The sequence below is a fragment of the Streptococcus pseudopneumoniae genome, assembly GCF_001074975.1.
Taxonomy (GTDB): Bacteria; Bacillota; Bacilli; order Lactobacillales; family Streptococcaceae; genus Streptococcus; species Streptococcus pseudopneumoniae_D.
Genome location: NZ_JUUO01000136.1, coordinates 39391 through 52032 on the forward strand (window position 1 = coordinate 39391; position 12642 = coordinate 52032).

Consider the following 12642-nt stretch of genomic DNA (forward strand, 5'->3'; position numbering starts at 1 on the left):
CTAAACCTCTTCTATTTGCCCCTGATGAATGGTTACTACTCTATCGCAGACATCAAGCAACTCTTCCTTATAGTGGGAACTTAAAAGAACCAGCTGTTCTTGTCTATCGATTTGTGCCAGCCTATCAAAAAACTTCTGTCGATAATACTCATCTAAGCCATTTGTAATCTCATCCATAAGCCAGCATTTCGCCTGACTGAGGAAATACATGGCAATCACTAAGCGTTGCTTCATGCCTAAGGAATACTTGCGAATGGGAAGACTGATATAGTCAGACATTTCCCAATAGGCAATTTCATCCCTCAAGTTCAGACCTGACTTCCAGATGTTTTTGATAAGACGAAGGTAGTCCATCCCACTTAAGTTTCCATCCAGCCATTCAATACTCTCATAATAAAATAAAGAAGGAGGGGTTGCAATATTTCCGCTACTTATAGAAATTAAATTGCTAATGGCGCGGAACAGTGTCGTCTTTCCAGAGCCATTTATAGCAAGAATACCATAAATCCTACCCTTTTCAAATGTAAAATCAACATCTTGTAAGATGACTTGTCGCGTTTTTAAGGTCACATGAGTAAGCTGCAACATATCTAGCCCTCCTTTTTGGATTAATAGCCTCCGCTGTAGTAGTTTAGTACCTCATAACAATCGTAATTCCAACCAGAACCAATTTTATATTCAGAATAGCTGTCATAACGATACCATAACAGGGGATTAATATAGTTATGTCTCTAGCAATTCACACTAGACTTATAGTAGGTATTCCGACCATACCGATAAGTTTTAAGAACTCTCACAGCAGATACACTGGACTAAAAAAGACCAATAGATCATAAACTAAGTAATTAAACGTTTTTTGCTAATTTTTAATGGTTTTATATCATCAATATTGAAGACGCTTTCATTATATCGTTTTTATCATTATTATGCAACAGATTTTTAGTTTATTTTACCAATATATAGTATTTATCCTTTCTATCGAACGCTTTCGATTTTCCAACTATTCCAACCTTTAAAGCGTATAGCTCCTTGCTGGTCAGTTCGATATACTTTGCTATTGATACCTTCCAGTCGGGTCAAGATTTCCTGATGGGGAAGTTTCGTTCGATTGTTCTTTCCAACTGAAATAAGAATCACCTCTGGTTTGAGCTGTTCTAAAAAGGCTGAACTTGATGATTTTTTAGAGCCATGTTGGCTCGCTTTCAAAACATCCACTTCTAGGTCAGGATATTGCTTCAGCATGTCCTTCTCTCCTTTCTCCTCCAAATTTCCTGTGAAGAGAAAGTGCTTATCCAAGAGTTTTCCATACAAAACCAGGGAATCTTCATGATCTCCATCTCCAATTTTCCTTGGAGATAGGACTTCTAACTGACTTCCAAAAATTGGAAGGTTCTCTCCCACTGACACACTACGCACCTTGGTTTGAGTTGCCTGTAGTTCTGCAACAAATTCCTTCTGTTTCAAACTACCTTTGGACACTAAAATTTCGCCTACATGGAAAGCCTTGGTCACCTCCAACAAATCTCCAACATGTTCCTTGTCCGTATTTGTCAAAATCAGCTGATCAATCTTGGCCACTCCTCGACTTTTAAGATAGGGTATCAAGCTTCTCTGGGCATTGCTGATCGTCGCCTTTTCTTGCCATTTTTCGATTTTCTTATCAGATTCTGCCTTACCACCGACATCTATGAGAATGGTTTTCCCAGTTACATCCCGTAAGAAAATACTTTCTCCTTGCCCCACATCCAGCATGGTAATTTCATTTTCCAGTGGATGCTTGGTCAAGAAAAAGAGACCTGTAATCAATAAGCTCAACACCATTAGCCTTTTAATGTTTTTCCTCAAATCATAGACCAAAGCCAAAGAAATTAACAATAAAATTAAAAGCCATGCATTGGGTTGTCCAAAGACAAGCGGTCTACTTGCCACCTGTGATACCAAGCGAATCATTCCCTCTAACCATTCAAAAATAAAATTAAGCTGAATGACTGGATAGAGAAAGGAAAGGGCAAATAAGATAGACAAGAGCGGTAAGAAGACCAAGTCAAAAAGAAAGGAAAAGACAAAGGTCAAGAGGATGGACAATGGCTGAAATTCCGCAAAATAGAAGGATAGAATAGGCAATATGCCCAAGGAGATGACTAGACTTTCTCTAGCAACAGCCTTAAGCCCCTCCCCTTCTTTGCTGGTCATGGTCAAGATAAAAGCATAAGCGCAGGACAAGACTCCTCCTGCAGTCAGGAAAAAGTTGGGCATGACCATAAAGAGAACAAGAACCGTTAAGGCAAAATTATCCAATCCCTTAACCCCATGCTGAGCCAGTAGCTTCTGCAAGAGACTGCGAATAACCGATGCCGAAAATCCTGTCAGACCTGCATAGATAAGAGAAAAGGGATAAGTCAACCATTTCAACTTTTCTTGGATCAAGCCCAATCGCAAGAGAAGTTTCTTAAATCCGTCTATGAAAAAACCTACCTGCATGCCTGATAAGGCAAAGAGGTGGATAATTCCTAAACTAGAATAAAGCTCATTCATCTCCTCAAAATCTGTGTCCAGATGCCCTAATAGAAGCCCCGTCATGTAATTGCGCATAGGGTCTGGAAAGTGTGTCTTAATCCAAACTACAGCCTTTCGACGTAAACTGGACAGGTTTTCACCTATATCCCAACTGCCAACCTTTTGAAGTGACTGAATTTTTTTGATATTGAGAGTCTGGTAAATTCCCTGAGTCTTCAGATAGGCTTGGTAGTCAAAGCCACCAAAATTTCTCTGCCCTTCTGGCTCCGAAAGCTTCCCTTCTAGTCCTATCTCATGAAGGTCGGTTAAAGCTTGAAATTGTTCTTTCTCCTCCTCGGATTGGAGTTTATAATAGACTTGAAAAATGCGTCCGTCAGCCTTTCCACGAAAGGACAGACTGTCACCATTGACCTTAATAGTGTCAGGCAAAATCCGTAGTCTTTCAACAGAATACGCCAAATGTTGACTCGCTTGACTCTGTTGCCAATTTTGAAACAGAAACCAGAAGGCAAAGATTCCACAAATCGCTAGAACTTTGCTAGCAGGTTTCCAAGGAAATTGGAAAAAAAGACAGATTAGCAGAAAAACGAAACCCAACAAAGCAAGATAGGATGCTGAGAAAATAGCGTAGTAAAGCCAAAGCAATAGAAAACTCAGATAGATTAGAGGAAGGGGGAAATTCTTAATCCACTGTAACATAGTCTTTTAACTTTTCTATCGTTTTAGCACCAATGCCAGAGACCTTCTTAAGTTCATCAACTGACTTGAATTTCCCATTCGTCTCACGATGATCGATAATATCCTGGGCTCGTTTTCCTCCCAAGCCTTTGACCTGCTTGAGTTCTTCCAGACTGGCCTTGTTGAGATTGATTTTCTTTTCCTTGCTCGTTGAAGAGGCCGTCCCAGAAGCAGTCTGTTGACTAGCTGATTCTTCTCCCTTAGTTGGAACATAAACCAGAGCCTCATCACTAATTTTCTGAGCTAGATTAAGCGACTTGCTGTCTGCTTGCTCTGTCAAGCCACCAGCCTTCTGAACAGCGTCATTGACTCTACTTCCTACAGGCAAATCATAAATTCCTGGTGCTTTAACAGCACCCTTCACATCTACTGTGATCAAATCTTGTTCAAGGGGTTCTTCCTTTTCTTCCTTCTTCACTTCCTTTTCGGATACCGAATCCTTGGAAACTGCTGCAACTTCTGCCTGTAAGTTCGTTTCCTTGACAGGTGTTGATGGAGCTGGCTTTAGCAGAAAAAATCCTCCTACAAACAAGCCCAGACCAGTACAGATGACAATGATTTTATACTCTTTGATTTTCTCGATAATTGCTTCCATATTTTCTCCTCTCTTAGATTATTCGTAAGAGGAAGAAAAAACAGTTGAAAATTTCTTTTCAACTGCTTATTTATTTGCAAAATAGTCTTCCTTGGTCAAGACATAATGAATTCTTGTCACGATTCGGCCTTCTTCATGCTGGTCCATACAAGCATATGGTTCTGCATGGGAAAAACGCATGCCTGATTTCTCCATGACCTTTCCTGACGCGGGATTAGCCTTATCGTGAAGGGCAATCAACTTATTCATCCCTATCTTCTCAAAAGCTAGCTCAATTACGGCACGATTGGCTTCTGTCGTTAATCCTTGATTCCAATACTTTTTATTGATAATGTAGCCAATAGCTGCCTTCTTAAGAACAGGATCAATCTTGTGCAAGTCAATGGTTCCAATAAACTGACCATTGCTTTTTAGTTCTATTCCCCAGCGTCCCAAGGGATTAGCCAAGTAGAACTGCGCAATGTTATTCTTGGTCTCTTCCAAGCTTTGATTTGTTGGAAAAGTGTAGCGCGTATTTTCTCTGTCCGATGCATACTCAAACATAGCTTCTGCATCATCCAAGGTTACAGGTCTGAGCAATAAACGCTCTGTCTCCACTATTGGATACTGAGCTAGTTTTAAAAAGATTGATTCCATATATTTCTCCCACTTGAAACGTTTCTAATCTAATATAAGGATATTAAATAAAATATGAACAAATCGATTAGGAAAGTCAAATTAATTTCTAAAAATGTTTTAGCAGTCACGACCTACTATTCTAACTTCAATCAACTATAGATTTAGCATTGAGATAACTTTAAGTACAAAAGAACTATCCTTCAGATAGAGGTTGAGGATCTAATTCTTCACTCTCTTCTTTTTTTACTGGAGCTGGTTCATAAGCTCGGATAATCTGAGCGACAACTGGATGGCGAACCACATCCTTAGCTGAAAAATGAACAAAGTCAATCTGGTGAATGTTCTTGAGTTTTTCTTGAGCATCAATCAAACCGGACTTGACATTACGTGGCAGGTCAATCTGACTGATATCTCCATTGACAATCATCTTAGAATTAAAACCTAAACGAGTCAAGAACATCTTCATCTGCATGATGGTCGTATTTTGCGCTTCATCGAGAATGACAAAGGCATCATCCAAGGTCCGTCCACGCATGTAGGCAAGGGGGGCAATCTCGATAATTTCACGCTCCATAAGACGAGTTGTTTGGTCTTTTCCCAGAATCTGATACAAGGCATCGTAAACAGGTCGAAGGTAAGGATCTACCTTCTCTTTAAGATCACCCGGAAGAAAACCTAGACTCTCTCCTGCTTCCACCGCTGGACGAGTTAGGATAATCCGCTTGACCTGACCACGTTTAAGAGCTGTCACTGCCAAGGTCACTGCAAGAAAGGTCTTCCCTGTCCCTGCAGGCCCAATTCCAAAGGTCACATCATGCTGCTTGACACTATCAACATAAAGCTTTTGACCTAAGGTTTTGACACGGATAGGCTTCCCTGTGTTGTCCTTGATAATTTCTTCTTCGTAAAGGGCGACAAACTTGTCGATTTCATCATTTTTAACCATGCTAATAGCCGTCACCACATCTGGCGTGCCAACAGTCATCCCACGATTGACCAAGACCATCAAGGCTTGAATAACCTGACGGGCTTCCTCACAGGCAGTCTCTCCTCCCAAAACCTGTACAATCTCCGTACGGGCATGAATCACCACATCAAGCTCTTCTTCCATCAAACGAAGATGGCGTTCATTGGAACCAAAAAGATGAAACAGGTCATCTGGATGACTCAGTTGAATATCAATTGAATGTTCCTTCAAATAAAGAACCTCTCTAATCCTTTTATTTCTTTTTATTATAGCAAAGGGATGGAGAAATTACTATCCCCAACCCCATCTAGTAGCCTTAATGTTCTAGATATTCTTGCCAAATTCGATCGAAGTCTCCCATATTAAAGGAAAAGCTAGCATGTTCCTCTAAAAAACGACTCACCTCATCAAAATCATCTGTGTGTTTTGGGAAAGATGACTCTTCAAAAGCTAGGTCTGCTAGGATAGCCTTGGGACTGTTACTTTTAGGATTGCGCTCGGTCATGAGCCAAGTGTAAAATGATTTTCTCATAAGTCACCCTAGATCAACTCTGTCCCAAACTGATCTTGCTTGATTTTACCAGCCTTCATAAGACCACCTAAAGCTTTTTTAAACTGACCTTTAGAAATGCCAAAGGTTGCCTTGATATCGTCTGGAGATGACTTATCATTTAAGGTCATGAAACCGCCATTGCTTTCCAAATAGGTCAAAATCATCTGTGCATCATTTTCCAACATTTCAAAGGAACGTGGTTTGAGAGAGAGGTTCAAGGTACGGTCCACTTCACGGAAACCAATGACACGCGCATCTAGAACTTGTCCCAAACGTGGCTCTGCGTAACGCTCGCTAGGATGGATAAAGCCAAGCATGTTATTTTCTGGCAGGTAAACAAAAGTTCCTGACAGCTTGAGACGGTATACAATGGCTGGCCAGTTTTGGTTCTGCATGTTGTTGTAGGCAGGACGAGCCAGACGTTGAAAGTCTTCTTGATAAGCCAAGAGTCCCCAGATACGGTCTTTCTTGTCCACTTCAAGACGGATGTAGAGTTGGTCGCCCTTCTTAGGCCAGAGTTCCTTAAGCTCAGGGAGAATATCGAGTGACACAACGATTTCCTTGTCAGGAAGGCCTGTATCCACAAAGACACCCAAGTCCTTACGAACTTCTGTGACACGGCCCCAACCAAATTGGTCCTGAGTGGCAGTCACTTCTAAGGTTGTCAGGCGGAGTTTTTGCTTCATATCCGTGTAGGCAAAACCTTTGACCGTATCCCCCACTGTATGTTGACCTTCTTCCTTAGCAAGAGCATAGGTTTGACCATCCTTTTGCACAAAGTAAAAACGGTCGTTTTCATCGATGATCAGTCCAACGATAAAACTTGCAAGATTTGTATTCATATTTCCTTCTTTCGAATAAAACTCAGCCAGCAATGCCAACTGAGTTTTTCTGTTTATTTTTAGACTTCCAAAAGTTCTTTCTCTTTGTTGGCAGTCATGTCGTCGATGTGTTTAACAGCATCGTCTGTTACTTTTTGAATATCTTTTTCAAGAGTCTTCAATTCGTCTTCAGTGATTTCTTTTGCTTTTTCTTGTTTCTTAGCTTCATCCATAGCATCACGACGGATATTGCGGACAGCCACTTTAGCATTTTCGCCGACCTTCTTCACTTCTTTAGCAAGGTCACGACGAGTTTCTTCTGTGAGAGCAGGGATAACCAAACGAATAACAGAACCGTCGTTAGCTGGTGTGATACCAAGATCAGAAGCATTCAAGGCACGTTCGATGTCTTTCAATGAAGACTTGTCAAATGGTGTCACCAACAAAACACGCGCTTCTGGAATCGTAATTGAAGCGATTTGGTTAAGAGGAGTTTCTACTCCGTAGTATTCTACATGTACACGATCAAGCAAGCTTGCATTGGCACGACCAGCACGGATACCACCAAATTCACGAGCAAGTGATTGGTGAGACTGGGTCATTCTCTCTTTAGCTTTTTCAATAATTGCGTTAGCCATAATCTTTCTTATTCCTTTTCTTCGATATTATTTGAAACTGTTGTTCCGATATTTTCACCAAATACGACACGTTTGATGTTGCCTGGTTGGTTCATGTTGAAGACAACCAAGTCAATGTCGTTATCCATTGAGAGGGTTGAAGCTGTTGAGTCCATGATACGAAGACCTTTGTTAATAACATCACGGTGGGTCAATTCTTCAAACTTAACGGCTGTCTTGTCTTTCTTAGGATCGGCATTATAAACACCGTCGACACCATTTTTAGCCATAAGGATGGCATCTGCTTCGATTTCAGCCGCACGAAGGGCCGCTGTTGTATCGGTTGAGAAGTAAGGTGAACCAATTCCAGCACCAAAGATAACGATACGGCCTTTTTCAAGGTGACGAAGGGCACGTCCACGGACATAAGGCTCTGCCACTTGTTGCATGGCAATAGCTGTTTGCACTCGCGTATCCACACCAACTTGTTGTAATGAATCTGCCATTACAAGAGCATTCATAACAGTCCCAAGCATTCCTGTGTAATCTGCCTGAACGCGGTCCATTCCTGCTTCTGCAGCAGGTTCTCCACGCCAGAGATTTCCTCCACCAATAACAAGGGCAATTTCGATACCTAAGCTATGAACTTCTTGAATCTCTTTTGCGATTGTTTGAACTGTTTGGATATCAATCCCTACGCCTCGTTCACCGGCAAGGGCTTCACCTGATAACTTGATTAAAATACGTTTATACTTGGGATTCGCCATTTTCACTCTCCTTTTTTTATCCTACCTATTTTATCACAATTTCTAAGATTTTTATAGTATCATGAGCAATTCTTTCAAAAAAATTAGACTGTTAAAAATTCCTCTAAATCACTGAGGGCACGCTCAGCAATTTTTTCATAACGAGCCTTCTTATCACGGATACGCTCGCCTTCCAACTCCTTGATGATTCCAAAGTTGACATTCATTGGTTGGAAATGTTTGCTGTCGGCATGGGTGATGTAATGAGCTAAGCTTCCAATCGCTGTCGTCTCTGGGAAGATAGCCTCGCTTTCTCCCTTGAAAAGACGAGCTGCGTTAATTCCCGCAACTAATCCTGACGCTGCTGACTCTACATAGCCTTCCACACCTGTCATCTGACCAGCAAAGAAGAGATTTGGTTGTTTCTTAGAACGGTAAGTCTGCTCAAGAAGATTTGGTGAATCCATGTAAGAATTGCGATGCATAACACCATAACGGACAAACTCGGCATTTTCAAGACCTGGAATCATTTGGAAGACACGCTTTTGTTCTCCCCATTTGAGGTGGGTCTGGAAACCAACGATATTGTAGAGACTACCAGCCGCGTTGTCCTGACGAAGCTGAACAACCGCATACGGTGTTTTAAATTCTCCATCACGAGGGCCTGTGTAGTCGTCCGGATACTCAAGACCAACTGGTTTCATAGGACCGTAAAGCATAGTTTTAATCCCTCGTTTTGCCATGACTTCGATTGGCATACAACCTTCAAAGTACTTTTCTTTCTCAAAAGAATTAAGCGGTGCTTCTTCCGCATTGACCAGGGCTTCATGGAAATCCATAAACTCTTGCTTGGTCATTGGAGCATTGAGGTAGGCAGCTTCTCCCTTATCATAACGAGACTTGAGATAGACCTTGCTCATATCTATAGTATTGACATCGATAATAGGCGCTGCCGCGTCGTAGAAATAGAAACCATCGCAGTCATTGAGAGCATGAATCTTTTCAGCTAGAGCATCGCTGGTCAAAGGACCAGTCGCCACAACTGTGATAACATCTGTTGGTAATTCTGTAATTTCATCACGAACCACTTCAATCAAGGGATGGTTGGCAACTTTTTCGGTCACCATTTGGGAGAAACCATCACGGTCCACCGCAAGGGCACCGCCTGCAGGAACTCGTGTAGCCTCAGCAGATTCCAAGATGACAGAACCCAAGCGACGCATTTCTTCCTTGAGGAGGCCAACAGCATTTGTCAAGGCATCCCCACGAAGAGAATTGGAACAAACCAACTCAGCAAAATTGTCTGTTTTGTGCTGGGGTGTTGACTTGACACCACGCATTTCATAAAGTTTAACTGGAATACCACGCTCTGCGATTTGGTAGGCTGCTTCAGAACCTGCCAAACCAGCACCGATAACATTGATATAAGATTGAGACACGACACTAATACCTCTTTGGGTGGAACCTAAGTTCATATCAAAACAAGGCACTGGCTTGTTTAACACCCACAAATCTTTCTATTTTTTTCTTTTACTAGTATAACAAAAAAAGGGAAGAAGGCAAACTTCCCTGTTTAGTCATTTTCTTCCCAGTCGTGGTAGGCAGCGTAGAGCTGACTTTTATTCCACTGATAAATCTTTGCGACTTCCTTAATGGCTTGATTTTTCTTCATACCTTGCTGTATGCGGGCTTGGATTTCTAAGAACAAGTCTTCCTCGTCTTTTTCCTCCACATCCTGACTGGCACCTTCCACGATGAGAAGGCATTCACCCTTAAGTGGCGTTTCAGCGATACTTTCCAGCAATTCAGAAATGGTACCTCTTTGGTATTCTTCATAGATTTTGGTCAATTCCCTGACCAAAACGACCGAGCGGTCACCGTAGATTTCTAGCATATTTTCTAACGTATCTGACACACGATGGGGAGATTCATAGAAAATCTGAGTTTCAGGATAATCTTTTTTTGAGTCGAAAAATTGCTTTTGCTGGCCTGATTTTCTGGGTAAAAAGCCGTAAAAGATATGTGGCTGTGGCGCTAAACCACTGGCAATCAAGGCAGAAATTCCTGCAGAGGCACCTGGAACAGTCACAACCGCAATTTCTTCCTCAATGGCTGCCTTAACCAAATCATGACCAGGGTCTGAGATGCTAGGCAGACCCGCATCAGAAACCTGAGCAATACTTTGTCCTGCTTTCAGGAAACTAATCAAATCAGGAATCTTTTCCTTGGCATTGTGCTCATGAAAACTGATTTGCTTGGTAGTAATGTCAAAATGCTTGAGCAATAGACCTGTATTGCGCGTATCCTCAGCAGCAATCCAATCCACTTCTTTCAAGGTCTGGATAGCTCGAAAGGTCATATCATCTAAATTACCAATCGGCGTCGCCACTAGGTAAAGCTTGCCATAGGGAGACTGCCCCTTAAAACTTTTTTGAATCTGCATGCCTACTCCCTATATAACAACTCATCACAGAACATACATTCCTCGTCCTGCTCTCGACGTTGTCCATAAAAATCATTACAAACGTGAAATCCATCACGGTAAATGCGACGGACACTTTCGCGAACATGCTTGGCCTTGACAGGAGCGTCTGCTTCCACCTCACCCAAGCGTTCGCGCAACTTACTATTTTCCAAGCGAAGAGCTGTATTTTCTTCTACCAGGCTCTTGAGATTTTTCTTAATGGCTTCCACATCGGCCAAGGTCACCAATAACTGTTGGGAAAAATCATCCAGCGCGTCAAATAATTCTTTTTTGTCCATAAAACAGCCCTTTCCTTTCTTTATCGTTCATTTTTGAATTTATATTTCTTTCAAGACCAGATATTCCATGGCATTTTGAAAGCTGACATTAGTCTGCCACATTTTCCTAGCTTCTAGCAAATCTTGTAAAATCACTCTTACTCTTGCTTGTAGGATATCTTGTCCACAGAGGACTTCAAGAATCCGTAAAACCTGATCCTGTTTTTCCTTGTCATCCGCCAAGTTGGCTAATTTAGCAACCTGCAGATAACTTTCTTTTTTCTTAGCTACTAACCACGTCAGCAGGCGTTCACTTTCATCAACCAAGGTCCAAAAGCTTGCCTGATTGGCTAACTTTTCTGCTTCAGCTCGCGATTGAGCAAACTGGGCTAAAAGAGTCGCTTTTTTCTTAACCAATCCCATTTGTTCTAAGAGCAAGATGAGCTTTTCTTCTTGCTTTTTAAAATGGAAAATCTGGGTTCGACTACGGATGGTCGGTAAAATCTTTTCCTCATCACTGGTCAAGAAGAAAATGTAAACCTCACTCTGGGGTTCTTCAATGACCTTGAGCAGAGAATTAGCTGCGTTGGGATGCATCTTTTCCGCTTGCTCAATAATAAAGACCTGTTGCTGGCTTTCAATCCCTGCTTGAGAAAACTGCCCCACCAATTCTCGAATCCGTTCTGTCTTGATGACCTGATTGACCGGCTTAATCAAAGTAACATCGGGAAATTCTCCCTGTTCAATCAGCTTACAATTTCGGCATTTCTCACATGGCAACACGCCTACTTTATCCGTACAAAAGAGGCTCTTAGCCAAAAATTGCGCCATTTCCAAGCTTCCAAAGAAACCTGAAAAGAGATAGGCGTGATTGAGCTGATTTTGTTCTAGGATACGGACAAAGCGGTCAAACTGAGCTGGCTGCCAAGCCTTTAGTTGATCTTGTTTCATCTTGTCAAGCCCATTCTGTCAAACAAGACAGCCTTGGTAGTTTCCACAACCTGCTCCAAAGGGCGACTAGCATCAATCTTGACAATACGATTGCCTTCTTTGTCCAGAAGAGAAAGGTAGCCTTGACGAACTTTTTTATGCAAGTCCAACCCTTCCAAGTCCAAACGATTGACCTCACGATTGCTATTCGCAGCTATGCGAGCCAGCCCTTCTTCCACCTCGATATCAAAATAAAGAGTCAAATCAGGTTTCAGTCCATCTGTCGCAAACTCATTAAGCCAATCAATCGCTTCTATATCTAAACCACGCCCAAAGCCCTGATAGGCAACTGAACTGTCAATAAAGCGGTCCATAATAACCAGTTTTCCAGCTGCAAGCGCTGGAAGAACTTTTTCAACCAAGTGCTGCCTGCGACTGGCGATATAGAGAAGGAGCTCTGTCTTCGCATCCATCTGAGTATGACTTGGATCCAAAATTACTTCCCGAATCTTCTCCCCAATCAAGACTCCGCCTGGCTCACGGGTTGTCAGCACTTCTACCCCTTTTTCCTCTAAAATTGGGAGCAAGGCCTCTAAAACACTGGTCTTTCCTGCTCCCTCTGGTCCCTCAAGAGAGACTAAAAATCCTTTTGACATGTCTAACTCATTTCTTTTTTCACTACTTCTATTCTATCAAAAAAATAGGTGTTTGTGACAATCTTTTTGTCTTCTCATTTCATACTCAATGAAAATCAAAGAGCAAACTAGGAAACTAGCCGCAGGCTGTACTTGAGTACGG

Annotated in this window: 14 protein-coding genes; all 14 read right to left on the reverse strand. The window is 41.9% G+C overall.

What is annotated here, in order from left to right:
- A complete protein-coding gene (locus ADI86_RS10090) occupies positions 1-588 on the reverse strand; it encodes an ATP-binding cassette domain-containing protein (RefSeq protein WP_049532900.1) in 588 nt (195 codons plus the stop codon).
- Positions 589-975: 387 nt separating this feature from the next.
- Positions 976-3216: a DNA internalization-related competence protein ComEC/Rec2 gene (locus ADI86_RS10100; RefSeq protein ID WP_049532901.1), complete on the reverse strand. Its 2241-nt coding sequence runs from the start codon at positions 3214-3216 to the stop codon at positions 976-978.
- Entirely contained in the window at positions 3200-3850 is a 651-nt protein-coding gene (locus ADI86_RS10105) for a helix-hairpin-helix domain-containing protein (RefSeq protein WP_049532902.1), read from the reverse strand. The genes ADI86_RS10100 and ADI86_RS10105 overlap by 17 nt, the downstream gene beginning before the upstream one ends.
- Positions 3851-3916: 66 nt before the next feature.
- Positions 3917-4486, reverse strand: coding sequence for a GNAT family N-acetyltransferase (locus tag ADI86_RS10110; protein ID WP_049532903.1), 570 nt, complete (start codon positions 4484-4486; stop codon positions 3917-3919).
- 175 nt (positions 4487-4661) lie between these two features.
- Positions 4662-5666: a PhoH family protein gene (locus tag ADI86_RS10120; RefSeq protein ID WP_049532904.1), complete on the reverse strand. Its 1005-nt coding sequence runs from the start codon at positions 5664-5666 to the stop codon at positions 4662-4664.
- 85 nt (positions 5667-5751) lie between these two features.
- A complete protein-coding gene (locus tag ADI86_RS10125) occupies positions 5752-5967 on the reverse strand; it encodes a YozE family protein (RefSeq protein WP_049532905.1) in 216 nt (71 codons plus the stop codon).
- 8 nt (positions 5968-5975) lie between these two features.
- On the reverse strand, positions 5976-6830 hold the full coding sequence (cvfB, locus tag ADI86_RS10130; RefSeq protein WP_001095445.1) for an RNA-binding virulence regulatory protein CvfB: 855 nt from the start codon (positions 6828-6830) through the stop codon (positions 5976-5978).
- A gap of 59 nt (positions 6831-6889) precedes the next feature.
- Positions 6890-7447, reverse strand: a complete 558-nt coding sequence (gene frr, locus ADI86_RS10135; RefSeq protein ID WP_001262225.1) for a ribosome recycling factor — start codon at positions 7445-7447, stop codon at positions 6890-6892.
- An 8-nt stretch (positions 7448-7455) separates the two neighbouring features.
- Positions 7456-8193: a UMP kinase gene (gene pyrH / locus ADI86_RS10140; RefSeq protein ID WP_000002996.1), complete on the reverse strand. Its 738-nt coding sequence runs from the start codon at positions 8191-8193 to the stop codon at positions 7456-7458.
- Positions 8194-8276: 83 nt separating this feature from the next.
- A complete protein-coding gene (trmFO, locus tag ADI86_RS10145; RefSeq protein ID WP_049532906.1) occupies positions 8277-9611 on the reverse strand; it encodes a methylenetetrahydrofolate--tRNA-(uracil(54)-C(5))-methyltransferase (FADH(2)-oxidizing) TrmFO in 1335 nt (444 codons plus the stop codon).
- Positions 9612-9745: 134 nt separating this feature from the next.
- Positions 9746-10615, reverse strand: a complete 870-nt coding sequence (rsmI, locus tag ADI86_RS10150) for a 16S rRNA (cytidine(1402)-2'-O)-methyltransferase (RefSeq protein WP_049532907.1) — start codon at positions 10613-10615, stop codon at positions 9746-9748.
- Positions 10616-10617: 2 nt separating this feature from the next.
- On the reverse strand, positions 10618-10935 hold the full coding sequence (yabA, locus tag ADI86_RS10155; protein WP_000358228.1) for a DNA replication initiation control protein YabA: 318 nt from the start codon (positions 10933-10935) through the stop codon (positions 10618-10620).
- A 39-nt stretch (positions 10936-10974) separates the two neighbouring features.
- Positions 10975-11865, reverse strand: coding sequence for a DNA polymerase III subunit delta' (locus ADI86_RS10160; RefSeq protein ID WP_049532908.1), 891 nt, complete (start codon positions 11863-11865; stop codon positions 10975-10977).
- On the reverse strand, positions 11862-12500 hold the full coding sequence (gene tmk / locus ADI86_RS10165) for a dTMP kinase (protein ID WP_049532909.1): 639 nt from the start codon (positions 12498-12500) through the stop codon (positions 11862-11864). The genes ADI86_RS10160 and tmk overlap by 4 nt, the downstream gene beginning before the upstream one ends.
- Positions 12501-12642 lie beyond the last annotated feature (142 nt).

Excerpts from the sequence above, each read along its gene's own strand:
- frr (WP_001262225.1), bottom strand. The coding sequence starts at position 7,447 with ATGGCTAACGCAATTATTGAAAAAGCTAAAGAGAGAATGACCCAGTCT.
- tmk (WP_049532909.1), bottom strand. The coding sequence starts at position 12,500 with ATGTCAAAAGGATTTTTAGTCTCTCTTGAGGGACCAGAGGGAGCAGGA.
- ADI86_RS10160 (WP_049532908.1), bottom strand. The coding sequence starts at position 11,865 with ATGAAACAAGATCAACTAAAGGCTTGGCAGCCAGCTCAGTTTGACCGC.
- cvfB (WP_001095445.1), bottom strand. The coding sequence starts at position 6,830 with ATGAATACAAATCTTGCAAGTTTTATCGTTGGACTGATCATCGATGAA.
- ADI86_RS10105 (WP_049532902.1), bottom strand. The coding sequence starts at position 3,850 with ATGGAAGCAATTATCGAGAAAATCAAAGAGTATAAAATCATTGTCATC.
- ADI86_RS10090 (WP_049532900.1), bottom strand. The coding sequence starts at position 588 with ATGTTGCAGCTTACTCATGTGACCTTAAAAACGCGACAAGTCATCTTA.
- rsmI (WP_049532907.1), bottom strand. The coding sequence starts at position 10,615 with ATGCAGATTCAAAAAAGTTTTAAGGGGCAGTCTCCCTATGGCAAGCTT.
- yabA (WP_000358228.1), bottom strand. The coding sequence starts at position 10,935 with ATGGACAAAAAAGAATTATTTGACGCGCTGGATGATTTTTCCCAACAG.
- ADI86_RS10110 (WP_049532903.1), bottom strand. The coding sequence starts at position 4,486 with ATGGAATCAATCTTTTTAAAACTAGCTCAGTATCCAATAGTGGAGACA.
- pyrH (WP_000002996.1), bottom strand. The coding sequence starts at position 8,193 with ATGGCGAATCCCAAGTATAAACGTATTTTAATCAAGTTATCAGGTGAA.
- ADI86_RS10100 (WP_049532901.1), bottom strand. The coding sequence starts at position 3,216 with ATGTTACAGTGGATTAAGAATTTCCCCCTTCCTCTAATCTATCTGAGT.
- ADI86_RS10125 (WP_049532905.1), bottom strand. The coding sequence starts at position 5,967 with ATGAGAAAATCATTTTACACTTGGCTCATGACCGAGCGCAATCCTAAA.